General features: G+C 69.7%; 15 protein-coding genes. 12 read left to right on the forward strand and 3 right to left on the reverse strand.

What is annotated here, in order from left to right; genetic code table 11:
• Positions 1-94: 94 nt before the first annotated feature.
• A complete protein-coding gene (locus tag ACFY3V_RS22720; RefSeq protein ID WP_389775969.1) occupies positions 95-1,396 on the forward strand; it encodes an MFS transporter in 1,302 nt (433 codons plus the stop codon).
• A 104-nt stretch (positions 1,397-1,500) separates the two neighbouring features.
• Here the strand turns inward: ACFY3V_RS22720 and ACFY3V_RS22725 are convergent, their stop codons facing one another.
• Complete coding sequence (locus tag ACFY3V_RS22725; protein WP_389776240.1) at positions 1,501-2,715, reverse strand: adenosylmethionine--8-amino-7-oxononanoate transaminase; 1,215 nt, start codon at positions 2,713-2,715, stop codon at positions 1,501-1,503.
• Between the two features lie 106 nt (positions 2,716-2,821).
• Positions 2,822-4,258: a CCA tRNA nucleotidyltransferase gene (locus ACFY3V_RS22730; RefSeq protein ID WP_389776243.1), complete on the reverse strand. Its 1,437-nt coding sequence runs from the start codon at positions 4,256-4,258 to the stop codon at positions 2,822-2,824.
• Positions 4,259-4,414: 156 nt separating this feature from the next.
• On the opposite strand from ACFY3V_RS22730, the gene ACFY3V_RS22735 reads away from it, so the two are divergent.
• The 8 genes from ACFY3V_RS22735 (at position 4,415) to trxA (ending at position 14,059) form a co-directional block, all read left to right on the forward strand.
• A complete protein-coding gene (locus ACFY3V_RS22735; protein ID WP_362901923.1) occupies positions 4,415-4,936 on the forward strand; it encodes a YbaK/EbsC family protein in 522 nt (173 codons plus the stop codon).
• A 57-nt stretch (positions 4,937-4,993) separates the two neighbouring features.
• On the forward strand, positions 4,994-7,120 hold the full coding sequence (locus tag ACFY3V_RS22740; RefSeq protein WP_362901925.1) for a DUF6049 family protein: 2,127 nt from the start codon (positions 4,994-4,996) through the stop codon (positions 7,118-7,120).
• A 37-nt stretch (positions 7,121-7,157) separates the two neighbouring features.
• Positions 7,158-8,762, forward strand: a complete 1,605-nt coding sequence (murJ, locus tag ACFY3V_RS22745; protein ID WP_389775974.1) for a murein biosynthesis integral membrane protein MurJ — start codon at positions 7,158-7,160, stop codon at positions 8,760-8,762.
• Between the two features lie 195 nt (positions 8,763-8,957).
• Positions 8,958-10,481 (forward strand): protein kinase family protein, encoded by a 1,524-nt coding sequence (locus tag ACFY3V_RS22750; protein ID WP_389775977.1) that lies wholly within the window; start codon positions 8,958-8,960, stop codon positions 10,479-10,481.
• A gap of 114 nt (positions 10,482-10,595) precedes the next feature.
• Positions 10,596-11,243: an RNA polymerase sigma factor SigM gene (sigM, locus tag ACFY3V_RS22755; protein ID WP_362513147.1), complete on the forward strand. Its 648-nt coding sequence runs from the start codon at positions 10,596-10,598 to the stop codon at positions 11,241-11,243.
• Positions 11,233-12,156 carry a zf-HC2 domain-containing protein gene (locus tag ACFY3V_RS22760; protein WP_362901931.1) on the forward strand — a complete coding sequence of 308 codons (924 nt, stop codon included), beginning with the start codon at positions 11,233-11,235 and terminating at the stop codon, positions 12,154-12,156. The genes sigM and ACFY3V_RS22760 overlap by 11 nt, the downstream gene beginning before the upstream one ends.
• 258 nt (positions 12,157-12,414) lie before the next feature.
• Positions 12,415-13,350 carry a thioredoxin-disulfide reductase gene (trxB, locus tag ACFY3V_RS22765; RefSeq protein ID WP_362902161.1) on the forward strand — a complete coding sequence of 312 codons (936 nt, stop codon included), beginning with the start codon at positions 12,415-12,417 and terminating at the stop codon, positions 13,348-13,350.
• A gap of 385 nt (positions 13,351-13,735) precedes the next feature.
• Entirely contained in the window at positions 13,736-14,059 is a 324-nt protein-coding gene (gene trxA / locus ACFY3V_RS22770; RefSeq protein ID WP_329088095.1) for a thioredoxin, read from the forward strand.
• Between the two features lie 315 nt (positions 14,060-14,374).
• Here the strand turns inward: trxA and ACFY3V_RS22775 are convergent, their stop codons facing one another.
• Positions 14,375-14,995, reverse strand: a complete 621-nt coding sequence (locus ACFY3V_RS22775) for a hypothetical protein (RefSeq protein ID WP_030919650.1) — start codon at positions 14,993-14,995, stop codon at positions 14,375-14,377.
• A 301-nt stretch (positions 14,996-15,296) separates the two neighbouring features.
• Here ACFY3V_RS22775 and ACFY3V_RS22780 point away from each other — a divergent pair, with 301 nt between their 5' ends.
• The 3 genes from ACFY3V_RS22780 (at position 15,297) to ACFY3V_RS22790 (ending at position 19,007) form a co-directional block, all read left to right on the forward strand.
• Positions 15,297-16,529 (forward strand): PLP-dependent aminotransferase family protein, encoded by a 1,233-nt coding sequence (locus ACFY3V_RS22780; protein ID WP_350943528.1) that lies wholly within the window; start codon positions 15,297-15,299, stop codon positions 16,527-16,529.
• 185 nt (positions 16,530-16,714) lie between these two features.
• On the forward strand, positions 16,715-17,668 hold the full coding sequence (locus ACFY3V_RS22785) for a D-alanine--D-alanine ligase (RefSeq protein ID WP_362901933.1): 954 nt from the start codon (positions 16,715-16,717) through the stop codon (positions 17,666-17,668).
• A gap of 268 nt (positions 17,669-17,936) precedes the next feature.
• On the forward strand, positions 17,937-19,007 hold the full coding sequence (locus ACFY3V_RS22790; protein WP_389775984.1) for a threonine aldolase family protein: 1,071 nt from the start codon (positions 17,937-17,939) through the stop codon (positions 19,005-19,007).
• Positions 19,008-19,129: the final 122 nt, after the last annotated feature.

The raw sequence follows: 19,129 nt of genomic DNA on the forward strand, positions 1-19,129 counted from the left end.
TAAGTGATACGTAGGCAAAGGTGGTAAATGCCCGCTAACACAATCAGGGAGGTTCCCGATGCCCGTCCAGGCCGCCCACGCATAGGCTGAGCGCGTGTCATTTGCATCCGATCTACGCGTGGTCCTGGAAGGTCGGGACTTCCGGAGGCTGTACGCGACCCGCCTGGTCTCGCAGTTCTCCGACGGGATCTTCCAGTTCGCCGTGGCCGGATTCGCGTTCTTCAGCCCGGAGAAGAGCACGAGCGCGGTGGAGATCGCCGCGGGGCTCGCCGTGCTGCTGCTGCCGTACTCGATCCTGGGACCCTTCGTCGGGGTGTTCATCGACCGCTGGTCGCGGCGGCAGATCCTCGTCATCGCGCCGATGGTCCGCGGGGCGCTGCTGCTCGTGGCGGCGACACTCGTCGCCGCGAACGCCCCGGACGGCATCTTCTACGTCGCCGCGCTCGGCGTCCTCGGGGTGAACCGCTTCTTCCTCGCCGCGCTGGGGGCCTCACTCCCGCACGTCGTGCCCGCCGACCGGCTGATGGTGGCCAACGCGGTCACCCCGACCTCGGGCACCGTGCTCACCTTCGTGGGCATAGGCGCCGGATACCTGCTCCGGGCGGTCTTCGGCTCCGGCCACCCGGGTACGGCCGTGCTGCTCGTCGTCTCCGGTCTCGTCTTCGGGCTCAGCGCGCTCATCGCCATGACCATGGGGAGGCGTCTGCTCGGTCCCGCCGACGACCCCGACCGGCCGCAGGCCCGCGAGGCCGTACGCCACGTGCTGACCGGCCTGGCCGACGGCGCGAGGCACCTCGTCCGGCACCGGGCCGCCGCGGCGGCGATGGGCGCGATGGCCACCCACCGGTTCATGTACGGCATGTGCACCGCGATGCTCGTGCTGCTGTCGCGCTACTACTTCGCGGAGAACGCCGAGGACGCGCTGAACGCGGTCTCCGTCGTGGTCGCCACCTCGGGGGTCGGCTACTTCCTGGCCATCCTGGTCACGCCGTGGGCCACCGAGCGCTTCACCATCGAACGATGGGTCCCGGCCATGCTGATCACCTCCGGGGTGCTGACGCTCGCGTTCTGCGCGGCGTTCCAGCAGTGGGGGTTCGCGGCCGCGGGCTTCGTCCTCGGCATCGCCGGGCAGAGCATCAAGATCTGCGCCGACACCGCCGTCCAGCGGGATCTCCAGGACGCCTACCTCGGCCGGGCCTTCTCCATCTACGACATGCTCTTCAACGGCAGCTACGTGCTGGCCGCGGCACTGGCGGCGGCACTGCTGCCGCCGGACGGCAGGTCGCTGCTCGTGCTGGTGCTCATCGCCACCGGATACGTCGCGGGCGCGGTGACCTACCGGGTCGTCACACCGGCCCGGGTGGCCGAACCGCTGCCGTCGCAGCCCTCGCAGTGAACGGGCGTCGTCGCCCCCGTACCCTTCACGACGACCGCACCACCGCCACCGTCGCCGTCGGGCCCCTCACGACGACCGGGCGGCCGCCGTCGCCCTCACACCGGTCACAGTGAGCGGGCCGCCGCCGTCATCGCCGTCGTGACCCTCTCCAGGTCGTCGTCGCCGATCGAGTAGGGCGGCATGGCGTAGATCAGCCGCCCGAACGGGCGGAGCCAGACGCCGTGCCGCATGACGAGGTCCTGGACGGCGGGGACGTCGACGGGCTCACGGGCCTCGATCACCCCGATCGCGCCGAAGACCCGCACGTCCCTCACCCCGGCCGCCCCCGAGGCCCCCTTCAGGCCCGCGAGGAGACCGGTCTCGATCCGGCCGACCTCCTCGCGCCACGGGCGCTCCCGCAGGAGCTCCAGGGAGGCGCTCGCGACGGCCGCGGCCAGCGGGTTGCCCATGAAGGTCGGCCCGTGCATCAGCACCCCGACGCCCCTCGCCACCCGTTCGGTGCACAGCGTCGCGGCCAGCGACATGTAGCCGCCGGTCAGGGCCTTGCCCAGGCACATGATGTCGGGCCTGATCCCGGCGTGGTCGCAGCCGAACAGCTCCCCGGTCCTGCCGAACCCGGTGGCGATCTCGTCGGCGATCAGCAGGACGCCGTGCTCGTCGGCGAGCTCGCGGAGCAGCCGCAGGTAGGCCGGGTGGTAGAAGTGCATGCCGCCCGCCCCCTGGACGACCGGCTCCACGATGATCGCGGCCAGCTCGTGGGCGTGCCGGGCGACCAGGTCCGACAGTCGTGTCGCGTAACCCTCGTCGTACTCGCGCGGCGGCCGGTCGGCGAACACGTGCTCGGGCAGCACACCGGAGAACAGGTGGTGCATGCCGTTGACCGGGTCGCAGACCGACATCGCCCCGAAGGTGTCGCCGTGGTAGCCGCCCCTCACCGTGAGCAGCCGTCCCCTGCCGGTGAACTGGAACGCCATCTTGATCGCGACCTCGACGGCGACCGATCCGGAATCGGCGAGGAACACCCTCGGCAGCCCGGTCATGGAGGCGAGTGTGGCGGCCAGCCGTACGGCGGGCTCGTGGGTGAGCCCGCCGAACATGACGTGCGCCATGTCCTCCAGCTGGTCCTTCAGCGCCCGGTTGAGCCGGGGGTGGTTGTAGCCGTGGATCGCCGCCCACCAGGACGACATGCCGTCGACCAGCTCGCGCCCGTCGGCGAGGGTGATCCGCACCCCGTCCGCGCGGGAGACCACGTGCGACGCCGTCGGCTGGGGCGCGGCCGCGTAGGGGTGCCACACGTGCTCCCGGTCGAGCAGGGCGATCCCGGCCCCGTCGAGACCGTCGAGGCCGCCGCGATCGGCCCGCGGACCGGAAGCGTCAAGGGCGTCACCACCGGGACGGGAGCCGGGGGTGACGTGATCGTCCGGCTCAGAGGCGCCGTTCAGAGCCCACCTCGCTCATCCCTCCCGCGTCACCGGCCTCGTCGGCCCTCGCCCACTCCCGGAGGGCGTCCGCGGCGGCCTCCTTGCCGATGACACCCCTGTCGAGGCGCATCTCCAGCAGGAACCTGTAGGCGCGGCCCACGACAGGCCCCGGCGGAACGCCGAGGAGCTCCTGGATCTCGTTGCCGTCGAGCTCGGGGCGGATCTTGCCGAGCTCCTCCTCCTCGGCCAGCCGGGCGATGCGCTCCTCCAGCTGGTCGTAGGTCTGCGACAGGGCCAGCGCCTTGCGCCGGTTGCGGGTGGTGCAGTCGGCGCGGGTCAGCCTGTGCAGGCGCTCCAGCAGGTGTCCGGCGTCGCGGACGTAGCGGCGCACGGCCGAGTCGGTCCACTCGCCCGTGCCGTACCCGTGGAAACGCAGGTGCAGCTCCACCAGGCGGGAGACGTCGGCCACCACGTCCTTGGGGAACTTCAGCTCCGTCATGCGCTTTCTGGCGAGCTGGGCCCCGACCACCTCGTGGTGGTGGAAGGAGACCCTGCCGCCGGGCTCGTGGCGGCGGGTCTTCGGCTTGCCCACGTCGTGCAGGAGCGCGGCCCAGCGCAGGATCTGGTCGGGGCCGTTCTCCTCAAGGTCGATCGCCTGCTCCAGCACGATCAGCGAGTGCTCGTAGACGTCCTTGTGCCGATGGTGCTCGTCGATCTCCAGGCGGAGCTTCGGCAGCTCGGGCAGCACGTGGGCGGCGAGCCCCGACTCGACGAGGAGCCGCAGGCCCTCGCGGGGACGGTCACCGCCGATGAGCTTGTCCAGCTCGTCGCGGATGCGCTCGGCGGAGACGATGTCGATCCTGTCGGCCATCGCGCCCATCGCGGCGAGCGCCGCCGGATCGACGGAGAAGCCGAGCTGGCTGGCGAACCTCGCGGCGCGGAGCATCCGCAGCGGGTCGTCGCCGAAGGAGCGCTCGGGAGGGCCCGGGGTGCGCAGCACCTTGGCGTGCAGATCGTCGAGGCCGCCGTGAGGGTCGACGAACTCGCGGGACGGCAGGCGCAGCGCCATCGCGTTGACCGCGAAGTCGCGCCGGGCCAGGTCGCCCTCCAGCGTGTCGCCGTAGGCCACGTCGGGCTTGCGCGACTTGGGGTCGTACGACTCGCTGCGGTAGGTCGTGATCTCCAGCAGCCACCCGTCCTTGCGGACGCCGACGGTGCCGAAGTCGATGCCGATCGTCCAGATGGAGTCGGCCCAGTCGCGGACGAGCTCCAGGACGGTCTCCGGCCTCGCGTCCGTGGTCAGGTCGAGGTCGTTGCCGATCCTCGCGAGGAAGACATCGCGTACGGAGCCGCCGACGAGGGCGATCTGGTAGCCCCTGGCCGCGAAAAGCTCGCCGAGCTCGTCCGCCACGGGTGCGATCTTCCGGAACAGCTCGCTCATGCCGTGGCGCTGGCTCTGGGTCAGATTTGAAAGGGACAAGCCGGGTAGGTCCTTCGGTTACGGAACATGTTCCCTGCGGGGATACACCTGAAGCGATCACCAGGTTACGGTCGGTCAGGAAACCTCGGGGACTGTGCGTCGAGGCAAGGAGCACACATGAAGGATGCGCTCGCGATCCACCGCTGGCTCCTCGCACACCAGGTCCATCATGAGATCGTACGCCTTCCGCGCGCGATGACATGTTCGGACGAACTCCCCGAGGTGCTGTCGGTGAGTCCTGAGATATGCGTGGGGGTCACGGTTTTCGAGGTCACGACACGACTCGGCCGCGATCCCGTGGCGGTCGTCACCTCCGTCGGCTCCCCGCCGCGTCCCGGCGTGGTCGGCGGCATCCTGGGGGCGAGAAGGGTGCGGGTGGCTCCGGCCTTCACCGTCAACTCCGCCACCGACTACGCCTCGGGACTGGTCTGCCCGCTGCTGTTGCCCGACACGCTCACCGTGCTGGTGGACGAGCGACTCACCCACGGCGCCACACTCGTTTACGTGCCCACCGGGGAGCGCAGGACGGCACTCCAGATCCGTGCGGACCACCTGCTCACACTGGTGTCAGGCAAGATCGTCGACCTGACCCGGCAGGGCTCCCGCGGGGAGCCGGCGATCTTTCCGCTCGCCGGTTAGGCGCCGGTTAGGCCATAGCATTACCGGCGTGCGCCGTACTCGACCCCTGGCCGGCACGTGATCCGCAAAGCCGCGCTGCTCGCCCTGTTCGTCACCACGCTGCTCGTTCCCGCGGCCGTGGTCGTTCCGGGTATGGCGAGCGCCCGGACGACCTCGGCGAGCCGGGCGGGCCTTCAGGTCGTGATGGAGGCGATCGGTCCCGACGCCCCCCGTGACCCGACCACCGAGATCAAACTGTCGGGCTCCCTGGTCAACTCGGGCGCCGAACCCATGAGCGGGCTGCGCATCCGGATGCACTTCTCGCCGCAGCCGTTCGCCAGGCGCGCCGACATGGAGGCGTACCTGGCCGGGCAGACCCTCCCGAGCTCGTGGTGCTGCGAGAGTTTCGTCCAGGCGTCGATCGCGCCCTCGGGCAAGCTGCCGTGGCAGTTCGCCTTCACCCCGCAGGAGCTGAAGTTCTCCGGCTTCGGCGTCTATCCGATCATGGTCGAGGTGCGCGACGCCTTCGGGCAGCAGGTCTCCACCCTGCGGACCATGGTGACCTACATGCCCAGGGAGACCAGGGTGCCCCGCACCCGGCTCGCCATGGTGCTGCCCATCGTCGACCAGCCGCGCCGGTCGGAGGACTCCACCTTCGCCGACGGGAACCTGCCCGCGGTGATGGCCCCCGGCAAGCGCCTGGGCGACCTTCTCAAGATCGCCCAGGACACCTCGTCCGCCAAGGGCCTCACCTGGATCGTCGACCCCGCCCTGCTCGACGACGCGCGGGCGATGGGCAAGCCGCACACGGTCAGGGTCAAGGACCGCGGCCAGCGGCGCCCCGCGGCCCCCGAGGCCGCCCGGTGGCTGAGCGACTTCCGTGAGGCCGTCGCCGACCAACCGGTGGTCGCCACCCCCTACGCCGACCCCGACGTCGTGGCGCTCGCCCACAACGGTTTCGACGACGCCACCCGGACCGGGATCTCGGCGGCCGGGATCGTCGCCAGGGAGACCCTCGGCCGCGACGTGATCACCAACGTGAACTGGCCGGTGGGCGGCCTGATCGACTACGACGGGCTTGACCTGCTCGCCACCGGCGGCGTCGACACCGTGCTGCTGAACGTGCTGAACCTGCCGCCGACGACGCCCCCGGTCACCACCCCCGACGCCTCGGCGACTCTGGAGAGCGTGAACGGCCCGCTCACCGCCCTCGTCGCCGACGCGACGCTGAGCGAGACCGTCGGCGCCGACACCTCCACCCCCGGCGCGGCGCTGACGAACCGCCAGCGGTTCATCGCGGAGACGGCGATGATCAGCTCGGAGCCCGTCACCACCGCCAGAACGGTGATCGCCGTCCCGCACCGCCGCTGGGACCCCGATCCCGCCTATGTCACCGACCTGGTCGAGACGGCCGCCGCCCTGCCCTGGCTGGCACCCGTCACGCTCGACACGGTCAAGCGCGGCAAGGGCGCCGCGGTCCCCAGGTCCGGCCTGACCTACACCGACGCCGACCGCAAGCTGGAGCTTCCCAAGCAGTACATGACGGGCGTCAGGAAGGTCGGCGCCCGCGCCGACCTGACCTCCGCGATCACCACCGCCCAGGACCTCGACGTCTTCGACCTGGCGCTGCTGCGCCTGACCTCCTCGGCATGGCGGGGCAGGACGGGCAACGCGACCCCGTACGTCCAGCAGGTCGCGGGGGCGATCGACGGCCGGATCGCCATGGTCAACATCACCGGCAGCGAGCAGTCGCGGCTGCGCACCCTGGCCGGCAGCAACGGCGACGTGCCGATCAGCGTGCGCAACGATCTGAGCGGCGAGGCCAGCCGGATCGCGGTCCGGCTCAGGGTGACCTCCGACCAGCCGGATCTGCTCAAGATCGAGCCGTACGAGGACAAACTGGAGATTCTCGGCGGCCAGAACCAGACCATCCGGATCCCGATGACCTCGACCTCCACGGCCAGCGGCCAGACGACCGTGACGGTCCAGCTCACCACCGACGACGGCCGCAAGTACGGCAAGCCGGTCGAGCTGACCGTGCGGACCACCGGCTACACCGGGGTCGCCCTGGTGATCGTCGGAGCCGCCCTCGTGGTGATGCTTGCCGCCGTCGTCCTGCGCGTCCTGCGCCGCAGGGGAGGCCGCCGCCCCGCGGCCGCTCCCCCGCCCGAGCGCCTGCACGAGCCCGCCGGCACCGAGTCCTGAGCGCCTGGCGCTCCCAGCACGTAGCGGAGGAAAGCGCATGAGCAGGGTTCTGCGCGCGAGCGCGATCATGGCGGCGGGGACGATGGTCTCCCGCGTCACCGGCTTCGTCCGGACGGCGGTGCTCGCGGCGGCCATCGGCACCTTCGCGCTGGGCGACGCCTACAACGTCGCCTACACGATTCCGCTCATCCTGTTCGACCTGCTCATCGGCGGGATCCTGAGCAGCGTCGTGGTTCCGATGATCATCAGGCGGCAGAAGTCGGACCCCGACGGCGGCCGGGCCTACGAGCAGCGTCTGATGACGCTCGGGGTGATCACGCTCACCCTGCTGGCGTTGGTCGCGGTGATCCTCGCCGGACCGCTGATCAGCCTCTACAGCACCGACTGGGGGCCCAGGCAGACCGAGGTCGCGGTCAGGCTGGCGCAGTTCATCCTGCCGCAGATCGCCTTCTTCGGGATCGGCGCGATCGCCGGCGCGATCCTCAACACCCGCGACAGATTCGCCGCGCCGATGTGGGCACCGGTGCTGAACAACATCGTGATGATCGGCGTCGCGATCGTCTACTACGTGAAGCTGGGCGGGGCGGGCACCGACGTCGACACGATCGCCGACGCCGACCTGGCGCTGCTCGGGCTCGGCACCACGGCCGGCATCGTGGCGCAGTGCGCGGTGCTGGTCATCGCGCTGCACCGGGTGGGATTCCGCTTCCGGCCCAGGTTCGACCTGCGCAACGCCGGGCTCGGCGAGATGGGCAGGACCGCGGTCTGGACCTTCGCCTACGTGGGGATCAGCCAGCTGGGCTTCCTGATCACCACCAAGCTGGCGACCGGCGCGGGCCAGCGTGCCCCCGGTGCGGGAAACGCCGCCTACTCCTTCGCCTACCAGTTCTTCCAGCTCCCCTACGGGATCATCGCGGTCTCGGTGATCACCGCGATGCTGCCCAGGATGAGCCGGGGGGTGGCCGACGGCCAGCTCGACACGGTCCGCGAGGAGTTCGCCTCCGGGGTGCGGCTGGTGTCGGTGCTGCTGGTGCCCGCCGGGCTGCTGCTGATGGTGCTCGGCCCCGCGGTGACCGTGCTGATCTTCTCGTGGGGCAACATGACCGTCGACTCGGCGGTCTACATCGGCAACGTGCTGCAGGTCTTCGGGCTCGCGCTGGTGCCGTTCTCGATCTTCCAGCTCCTGCTGCGCGTCTTCTACTCCTTCGGCGACACCCGCACCCCGGCGTTCCTCGCCCTCGGCAACGTGGCGGTGAACGCCACGCTCAGCCTCGTGGCCTACTACACCCTGCCCGCCAGGTACATCGTGATGGGCCTCGCGCTCGCGTTCACCGTCGCCTACGTGGCCGGTGCCGCGATCGCCTGGACGATGGCCTCGCGCCGCGTGGGGGGCCTGGCGGGACGCACGGTGGCCGCCGGACTGTCCCGGATGTATCTGGCCGCCCTCCCGGCGGCCGCGTTCGCGCTCGGCGTGCTGTGGCTCACGCAGGAACTCACCGCGTTGGACGCGCTGAGTGCGGCCGTCATGCTGGCGGCGGGCGGCGGACTCGGTATGGTTCTTTACTTGGCGATCGCCCACCGGATGCGCATCCCCGAGGTGAGTTCGATCGTTGGAATGGTCGCAGGACGGGTAGGCCGGTAAGCCAAAGACTTGTCTTAAACGTCTGACAAGACGAACACGGGCGGAACCGGTGCGGGACTACCATGGTGCGACGCGTGTGGTGACATGCGGCTAATGGAAGCAGGAGGGCGTGGGCGGATCCACCCAGCATCATGTGATGTGTCTTGATGTGCTGACCGGGCATGGTGTTGTCGTGTTCTCAGGTACGGGGTCCTCGTGAGTTCCCCCGCCGTAGAGCCCGGCACCAAGCTGGCCGAGCGTTTCCGGCTCGAAGACCGCGTTCACGAGTCGGGCGGGGCCACCCTGTGGAAGGCCATCGACGAGGTGCTCGCCAGGCCCGTCGCCGTCCACACCTTCGATCCCGACTTCCCCCGCCTGAACGAGGTCGTCACGGCCGCCAGGGTGGCGAGCCGGCTCACCGACCCCCGTCTCACCCAGGTCTTCGACGCGACCGAGGACGACGGCCACTCCTATGTCGTCAGCGAGTGGGTGAGCGGCGAGTCCTTCGGCGACATGATCGCGGGCGGGCCCCTCGACCCCGAGCGGGCCGCCGCGATGGTCGCCGAGGCCGCGGAGGCCCTGGCGCACGCGCACGAGGCGAACCTCGCCCATCTCTGCCTCACCCCCGAGCACCTGGTCTGGACGGCGGGCAGCACGGTCAAACTGCTCGGCCTGGGAGTCGACGCCGTCCTGGACGACGTGATGAGCGACGACCCCGCCCGCGAGGACGCCGAGGGCCTCGGCCGCCTGCTGTACGCCGGGCTGACCGGCCACTGGCCGGGCGACGAGCAAAGCAGCGGCGGCCTGCCCGTCGCGCCCGTGACCGACGGGCACTTCTGCACACCGCGCCAGGTCACCGCGGGCGTTCCCGGCTACCTGGACGCCATCGTCTGCCGGGCGATACTGCCGGAGACCAGGCGCGGGCTCGAACCGCTGACCACGCCCGCCGAGGTCGCCGAGGCCCTGGCCTCGGTGTCGCGGCCCAGTCCCCTGCCGATGCCGACGCCGATGCCCATGACGGCGCTGCCTGTGGCGGCCTCGCGCTCCGAGGGGGTCGACACCGCGGCTCCCCAGCGCCACACACCGCCCTCGCAGCATCAGACCCAGCACCAGCACCGCCCGATGCCCCGGCAGGGGGGCGGCATGGTCAACAAGGTCGCCATGACCGTCGTCGTGCTGCTGGTGATGGTCGCCGTCGGTCTGGGCGCCTGGACCCTCGGCCGCAGCATCGGCAACGCCGGCACCCCGGTGCCCGGCGAGGAGAGCACCACGCCCACGCCGACCGCGACCGTCGCGATCCGCGAGGTGAAGTCCTCCTCGGCCATCGGCTTCGACCCGCTGGGCGACAGGGAGGAGCGCGGCGAGCTCGCCGGCTTCGCGGTCGACGGTAAGGATTCCACCGACTGGCACTCGGAGTCGTACGACTCCGCCGACTTCGGCCGGCTCAAGACGGGTGTGGGCCTCCTGCTGGACATGGGCGAGAGTGTCCCGGTGAAGCAGGTGACGGTCGATTTCGGCGGCACCTCGGGAGGCACCGCCGAACTCAGGGTGGGCGACTCCCCGCAGCTGGAGTCCCTCTCGGTCTTCCAGAAGGTCAACGGAGTCTCCGGCAAGAAGACGTTCAGCGCGGAGGAGCCGAAGAAGGGCCGCTACGTGCTCGTCTGGTTCACCAAGATGCCTTCCTACCAGGGGAAGTTCCGCGGGCAGGTGCAGGAGATCAAGGTCTTCGCTGCCAAGTGACACCGCTCCGATTTGATCTGTTTTGCATGGCTTCTGACAGATCATCGGAGAATTCGTGGCACCATCTATCCCGTAGAGGTGTTCTCCCCGGATCGGTATAGCAGGACTCTCCTTGTGAATTCCCCACCCGAGACCCCGCCAGCGGCGGACGAGCAGACGGCGAAGGCCCCCGTGTCCGACGCCGACCTGCTCACCCGGCACATCGCCGGGGATCCGCACGCCTTCAGTGAAATAGTCAAGCGACATCGAGACCGCATGTGGGCGGTCGCCCTGCGTACGCTGGGCGACCCCGACGAGGCGGCCGACGCCGTTCAGGACGCCTTCGTCTCGGCCTATCGCAAGGCCGGGAGCTTTCGCGGCGAGGCGGCCGTGACCACGTGGCTGCACCGCATCGTGGTCAACGCCTGCCTCGACCGCATGCGCAGGAAATCGGTGCGCCCGGTGGCCGACGACGAGCTCGTCGAGGCCGCGGAGCGTGATACCCCGGTGCTCGACCAGACGGCCGAGCGCGAAGTGTCCATGGAGGTTTCCGCGGCACTGAAGCTGCTGCCCTCCGACCAGCGCGCCGCGCTGGTGCTCGTGGACATGATGGGCTACTCGATCGAAGACGCGGCCCAGGTGCTGGAGGTGCCGAGCGGCACGGTGAAGAGCCGGTGCGCGCGCGGAAGGGCGAAACTCGCCCCGATTCTTTCCCATTTACGGAACCGATCAGACCTGTCTCGCGTCTCATCCGCGAAGGGAGCAGAACTTCGTGACGGGTGATACGCACTACGACCTGGAGATCTTGGCCGAACTGGCCGAGGGGCTCCTCGACGCCGCCACCGCCATGCGGGTACGCGAGCATCTCGCGATCTGCGACCCCTGTGGCGAAAGCCTCGCCGATCTCGCAGCGGTCCGTGAGGTCCTGGCGGCGACCCCCACACCGGCGATGCCGATGGGAGTCGCGCTGAGGATCGACCGCGCGCTGGCCGCCGAGGCGGAAAGCTTCCGTGGAGGTGGAGTGGGCCTGGTGGAAGCACCGGCCTGGGACGACATAATGCGCGACGCGCCGTGGGAGACGTCCTCTCCCGCACAACCGGCGCCATGGGAGACGACCCCTCACCGGGACCCGATCCCCGAAAAGGAGCCAGAGCTCGAACCAGCCGTGCGGCTGGGGGTCGTCGACGACGACGGCACCGTGGTCCCGGTGGTCCCCACCAGACGTCGCGGCGCGAACCGACGGCGCCGGTGGGCGATGCCCGCCACCGCCGCGGCGGGCGTGGCGGCGGCGGTGATCGGCGCGACCGCGCTGGCGACCGGGACGCTGACGGCGTCCGGCACGCCCGGCGCCACTCCGATCCCCTACGCCGCACCGGCGCCGGCGGACACGATCCAGTACACGCTGACCGACAGCAACTACAACTACACCGACGCCGAGCTCCGCGGCTCGCTGCTCGACTACATCGGCCCCGGGACCATCGTCGGAACGACCGACAACTCCGGGATCGACAAGTGCGTCCGGCAGATCTCGGCGCGGGTCGGCACGTCGCCCTTCGCCGTGGACCAGGGGTTCTACAACGGGCAGGAGGCCAACATCCTGCTCTTCTGGCAGAACAAGGCCAAGAACACGGTGCGCGTCCACGTCGTGGGTCCGCAGTGTGACGACGTGCGCAAGCCAGGTCTCGCGAGCTGGTGACCGGGAAGAGGCGGCCCCGGGGGACCTCGGCAGGCCGCGCGGAACGGTCGGTGGGGAGATACACGGGGTGATCGGCGGCGGGTAATCCGCTCCCAAAACCCCCGCACCTTCTCCGTACTCTTCGGCTGCGCCCGGCATGGATTCGTCCGTGCCGGGCTTTCCCGTTCCATCGGCGGATCCGTCACCGCGCCCGGTGGGAATCAGCGGCGCCTAGGATCTGTTGACGCCGGTGGCAACGACAGAGGAGAGGCGCGAGCACTGATGGACGTCCGGAATGTGATCATCATCGGATCGGGTCCCGCCGGTTACACGGCCGCCGTGTACTCCGCGCGTGCCGACCTCAACCCGCTGGTCTTCGAGGGCTCGGTCACCGCCGGTGGCGCCCTGATGAACACCACCGAGGTGGAGAACTTCCCCGGCTTCCCCGGTGGCATCATGGGCCCGGACCTGATGGACGGGATGCGCAAGCAGGCCGAGCGGTTCGGCGCCGAGCTGGTCGCCGACGACGTGATCGAGGTCGACCTGACCGTCACCCCGAAGGTCGTCAAGACCGCCACCGACACCTACTACGCCAAGTCCGTCATCCTCACGACGGGCTCGGGCTACCGCGAGCTGGGCGTGCCCAACGAGAAGCGCCTCTCCGGCCACGGCGTGTCGTGGTGTGCCACCTGTGACGGGTTCTTCTTCCGCGGCCAGGACATCGTGGTCGTCGGCGGCGGCGACACCGCGATGGAGGAGGCGATCTTCCTGACCCGGTTCGCCGCTTCGGTGACGGTGGTGCACCGTCGCGACGAGCTCCGCGCCAGCAAGATCATGCAGGACCGGGCGTTCGCGAACGAGAAGATCCACTTCCTGTGGGACAGCGAGGTCGTCGACGTACTGGGCGAGTCCAAGGTGAGCGGGGTGCGGGTGCGCAACCTCAAGACCGGCGCGGAGGCGGAGATCGCCGCCACCGGCCTGTTCGTCGCGATCGGGCACGACCCGCGCGTCGAGCTGGTCAAGGGCCAGGTGGACCTGGACGACGAGGGTTACATCAAGGTCGACTCGCCCTCGACCCGCACCAACCTGGACGGTGTGTTCGCCGCGGGCGACGTGGTCGACCACATCTACCGGCAGGCGATCACCGCCGCCGGCACCGGCGCCGCCGCCTCGCTCGACTCCGAGCGCTGGCTGACCGAGCACGAGAACGCGTAACCCCCGGGCGGAAGAGAGCGACGGGCGGTGCCCGCACCGCCCGTCACCCCGTCCGTCAGGGCGGGCCTCAGGCGCCGTGAGCATCGTCACGGGTCGGCAGGGCTCTCGCCCGCCGGGCACACGTCGCGCACCGTCGAACGGCGCGTCGGGCGTGCGCCGGTCGCCATGCCGGTGATCCCATCGGTATCGTCCTCGCCGCCAGGTCGGCGGAGAGGTGAAACGCGTGTCGGGCCGGTGCGAGACCCCGGGGAGGGTTCTCCTCGGCGGGTGACCGGCGACGAAGCGGGAACACCCTCGCGGGCGACCGTGGGAACCCCCCTCGTTCACGAGGGGGAAAGTCAACAGCAGCAGTCCTCAGGCAAGAGCAAGAGGGAGAGCAGGAACCTTGGGCACCATCAAGCACGTGACCGACGCCAGCTTCGAGGCCGACGTTCTCAAGAGCGACAAGCCCGTGATCGTCGACTTCTGGGCCGAGTGGTGCGGCCCGTGCCGCCAGGTCGCGCCCATTCTGGAGGAGATCGCCGGCGAGAACGCCGAGAAGCTGACCGTCGTCAAGCTGAACGTCGACGAAAATCCGGCAACGGCGACAAACTACGGCGTACTCCAGATTCCTACCCTGAACGTCTATAAGAACGGAGAGGTTGTGAAGCAGATCATCGGCGCCAAGCCGAAGGCCATGCTGCTTCGCGAGCTTGAGGGCATCATCTAGGCCCCCTGCGGTCGGCCGCCCCCCACGGCGTCCGGCCGTATCACCCGCTTCCGAGCGGCACACCCACCCACTGAAGGCCCCCCGTCTCACCACGGGGGGCCTTCACATGAGCGGGCACATGCGCGGGGCCTTCCCACCGCGCCGGGACGGGCCGACGGATCCGGGGACGGGTTCGGCCGGGGAGGGAGAAGAGGGGTTCGACCGACGCGTTCGACCTCGGAAGCCCGGCCCCCGCGGGAAGGGCCGGTGCGGCTCCGGAGGGCCTCGGAAGGGTGCGTTCGGCCCCAGAGCGTGCCGTACGGGCTCCAGAAGGTCTCAGACGGGCCGTAGCGCCCTCTCGGGACTCATCGACCCGAGGAGCCTCTCCAGTGCCACCTCGACGTCCTCACGCCACGAGACGGCGTTCTTGAGCTCCAGGCGGAGGCGGGGGAAGCGCAGATGCGGGCGCACCGTCTTGAACCCCACGGAGAGCAGGTAGTCGGCGGGCATCAGGCACGCGCCCGGCTGCTCCCACTTCAGATCGCCGAACGCCTCGATCGCACGCACCCCGCGCCGGGTCAGATCCTTGGCCACGCCCTGGACCAGCATCCGGCCCAGGCCGCCCCCGGAGAACTCCGGGATGATGTGCGCGGTCATCAGCAACACCGCGTCCGCGCTCACCGGCGAGGTCGGGAAGGCCACCGAGCGCGGCACGTAGTGCGGCGGCGCGTAGAGGACGAATCCGGCGGCCACCCCGTCCACGTAGACGATCTTTCCGCAGCTTCCCCACTCCAGCAGGGTCGAGGAGATCCAGGCCTCTTTCTCCAGTCCCGGGTCGCCGGCCTTCATCGCCCGGTCCGCGTTCACGGGATCGAGCTCCCAGAAGACGCACCGGCGACAGCGGCGCGGCAGGTCGTCGAGATTGTCGAGGGTGACGTTTGCCAGCCGACGCGACACCTGTTGGCCCCAATCCTGGCGAGACGAGTGCAAGCCATGGCGAAAAACGCGCGAAAACGGCGTCTCCAGCTGGCATCGTAGCCCAGTGCGGGTCCTGCTTTCAGGAGGTCCTCTCCCTACACGCAGACGAACTGCGACCCCTGACGTACGCTGGTTTCTCTGGTATGAGCGCTTTGTGTGCTCCACACAACCTAGGAGGTGGACCGTGCCCCAGAACCATGATCACGGTCAGGCCGTCACCCCGGCCCAAGGTTCGCGCATCGACGCCTACGTCGACCGTTACGCGGCACGGGCAACCGGGATGGTCGCCTCCGAGGTACGAGCTCTCTTCTCCGTCGCGTCGAGGCCCGAGGTGGTCTCGCTCGCCGGCGGCATGCCGTACGTCACCGCCCTCCCGCTGGACGTGGTGGGGGAGCTGGTCGCCGACCTGATCGCCAAGCGCGGCCCCGTCGCGCTCCAGTACGGCTCGGGGCAGGGCGACCCGCACCTGCGCGAGCAGATCTGTGACGTCATGCGGCTGGAGGGGATCGAGGCCAACTCCAACGACGTCGTCGTGACCGTCGGTTCCCAGCAGGCCCTCGACCTCATCACCCGGATCTTCATCGACCCGGGTGACGTCGTGCTCGCCGAGGGACCCTCCTACGTCGGAGCCCTGGGCACGTTCTCCGCCTACCAGGCCAATGTCATCCACATCGCGATGGACAACGAGGGGATCATCCCCGAGTCGCTCGCCCAGACCGTCTACGCCCTGAAGAGCGCGGGCAATCGGATCAAGTTCCTCTACACGATCCCCACCTTCCAGAACCCGGCGGGCGTGACGCTCAGCGCCGAGCGCAGGCAGCGGGTCCTGGAGATCTGCCAACGGGCCGACGTGCTGATCGTCGAGGACAACCCGTACGGCCTGCTCCGCTTCGACGGCGACCCCGTCCGGACGCTACGCGCCGACAACCCCGAGGGCGTCGTCTACCTCGGCTCGTTCTCCAAGACCCTCGCCCCCGGTTTCCGGGTCGGCTGGGCCCTCGCCCCGCACGCCATCCGCGAGAAGCTGGTGCTGGCGATGGAGTCCGCGGTCCTGTCACACTCCTCCTTCACCCAGCTCGCCGTCGGCCAGTATCTGGCCACCCAGCCCTGGCGCGAGCAGATCAAGACATTCGGGGAGCTCTACCGCGAGCGCCGCGACACCATGCTCTCCTCGCTGGAGGCCCTGATGCCCGACGGCGTCACCTGGACCCGCCCCGACGGCGGGTTCTTTGTTTGGGCCACCCTTCCCCAGGGACTCGACTCCAAGGCGCTCCTGCCCCGCGCGGTCGCGGAGCGGGTGGCCTTCGTGCCGGGCACCGGTTTCTTCGCCGACGGCGGCGGCGCGCGGCACATGCGGCTCTCCTACTGCTATCCCGAGCCCGACCGCATCCGCGAGGGCGTCCGCCGCCTGGCAGGGGTGATCGGGCAGGAGCTCCGTCTCCGCGACACCTTCGGGACCGGCTCGCCCACCGAACGCGTCGGCATCGACACCCCGGGACCCGACCTCGCGTAACCTCGCCCCCGTAAGGTGCCCCGTGCCACGGGGCACCTCCAGCATGAGTTCCTCCCCCTCGGTGCCGTACGGTGACTTCCTGCGCCGGTGCGCGGTGATCGATCCCGATCCGTCGGGACGACCGCGCACGCGGGACGAGAGCGACAGGACAGGCTCGGAGCGGGCCATGACGAGAGGTATGTCGGATGAGTGACCTGGGCCATGTGCTCGTCCTGGCGGGCGGGCTCTCCTACGAGCGGGAGGTCTCGCTGCGATCGGGCCGACGGGTGAGCGAGGTGCTGCGGGGAGCGGGCGTCTCCGTGGAGACCCGCGACACCGACGCGTCCCTGGTTCCCGCCGTGCTCGCGGACCCGCCGGACGCGGTCTTCGTCACCCTGCACGGCGGAGCGGGCGAGGACGGAGCCATCCGCTCGGTCCTCGAACTCCTCTCCGTCCCGTACGTCGGCGCCGGCCCCGACGCCTGCCGGGTCGCCTACGACAAGCCCACCGCCAAGACCGTCGTCCGCTCCGTCGGACTGCGCACCCCCGACTCGGTGACGCTGCCCAAGGAGACCTTTCACGACCTCGGCGCCTCCGCGGTGCTGGCCCGCATCGTGGACCATCTCGGCCTTCCCCTGTTCGTCAAGCCGTCCCGCGGCGGTTCGGCGCTCGGCGCGTCGATCGTCCGCAGCGCGGAGGATTTCCCCGCCGCCATGGTCGGCTGCTTCGCCTACGGCGACACCGCGCTGATCGAGCGCTGCATCGAGGGGGTCGAGGTCGCCGTCTCCGTGGTCGACCTCGGGGACGGGCCCGTGGCACTGCCCCCCGTGGAGATCGTCGCCGACGAGGGCGTGTACGACTACGCGGCCCGCTACACCGCCGGGCACACCGAGTTCTTCGCCCCGGCACGCCTCACGCCCGAGGTATCGGCTGCATGTGCCGAGATGGCCGTGACCGCGCACACCGCCCTCGGTCTCCGGGACATCTCACGCACCGACCTGATCGTCGACGCGAACGGCCTGCCCTACTTCCTTGAGGTGAACGTCGCCCCGGGGATGACCGAGACGTCGCTCCTCCCCATGGCCGCCGAGGCCGCGGGGGAAGATCTCGGCACCCTCTGCCGGACCCTCCTGGAACAGGCCGTCATCCGCGGATCCTGACCTTCACGGGCTCCTTCGCGGAAGGCAGCCGGGGAAGGTCCTCTCCGCCTCGACGGCGATGGGGATGACCGAGACGTCGCTCCTCCCAATGTCGGGGGAAGACCTCGGCACCCTCCTGGAACAGCCGCCGTCGCTCGCGGAGTTCCCTCCCGCGAAGGTCTTGCACAGGTGAGGGCCACACGGTGAAATCAGGATTTCCCAGACGAAAGTCGAGCCGACGAGCGGGGCGAGCCCGGTAACGGACCGGGTTTGCCCATACGCTGACCGTGTGCTGACCTCCACCCCATTCCCCAAGAGATTCCCCAAGAGCTTCGCGAGCGACAACCACGCGGGCGTGCACCCTGCGGTTCTCACCGCCATCCTCAAAGCGAACACCGGAGACGCCCTCCCCTATGGGGGGGACGTCTGGACCACCGCTATGGAGGACGCCTTCCGCGCCGAGTTCGGCGCCCGCGCGACCGCATATCCCATGTTCAACGGCACCGGCGCCAACGTCGTAGGGCTCGGACTCGTACTCCGGGCGTACGACGCGGTGCTCTGCCCCACCACCGCCCACATCAACACCAACGAGTGCGGCGCCGCCGAACGCATGCTGGGTGCCAAGCTGGTCACCCTCCCCACGGACGACGGCAAGCTCTCCGTGAACGACATCCGTGGCCAACTGTCCGTGCTCGGGAACGAGCACCACTCCCAACCCAGGGTCGTCTCCATCTCCCAGGTGACCGAGTGCGGCACCTGTTACACCGTCGACGAGATCGCGGAGCTCGCGGAGTTCGTCCACGAGCACGACCTCTTCCTGCACATGGACGGCGCCCGGCTCGCCAACGCGGCGGCCGAGCTCGGCTGCTCGCTCCGCTCCCTCACCACGGACGCGGGCGTGGACCTGCTCAGCTTCGGGGGTACCAAGAACGGTGCGATGGGGGCCGAGGCACTCGTGGTCCTCCGCCCGGAGCTGGACCCCGCCGCACTGTTCCTCCGCAAACAGGGGATGCAGCTCGCTTCCAAGATGCGCTTCGTCTCCGCCCAGCTGACCGCCCTCCTCACCGGGGAGCTCTGGCGCGAGAACGCCGCCCACGCCAACGCGATGGCCCACCGCCTCGCCAACGGCATCGCCGGCCTTCCGGAGGTCTCGCTCCGCTACCCCGTACAGTCCAACGCCGTCTTCCCCGTACTCCCCGAGAAGGCCATCGCGGAACTGCAGCAGCGCTATCTCTTCCATGTCTGGGACGCGGCGGAGAACGTGGTCCGCTGGGTCACGGCCTTCGACACCGCTCCCGAGCACGTCGACACCTTCGTCGCCGACATCCGTCTCGCCGTCCAAGAAGCCGTTGGCTTCTGAGGGGCGTTTGTTTCACGTGAAACAGCCTTCTCCCGGAAGGGGCGGCTGTTTCACGTGAAACACCGGTCGCCGTCCTGGTGGGCCGTCGTCCACACGCCACGGGTAAGGGCGTCTCGAACCTG

The organism is Streptosporangium sp. NPDC000095, from assembly GCF_042899335.1.
Classification (GTDB): domain Bacteria; phylum Actinomycetota; class Actinomycetes; order Streptosporangiales; family Streptosporangiaceae; genus Streptosporangium.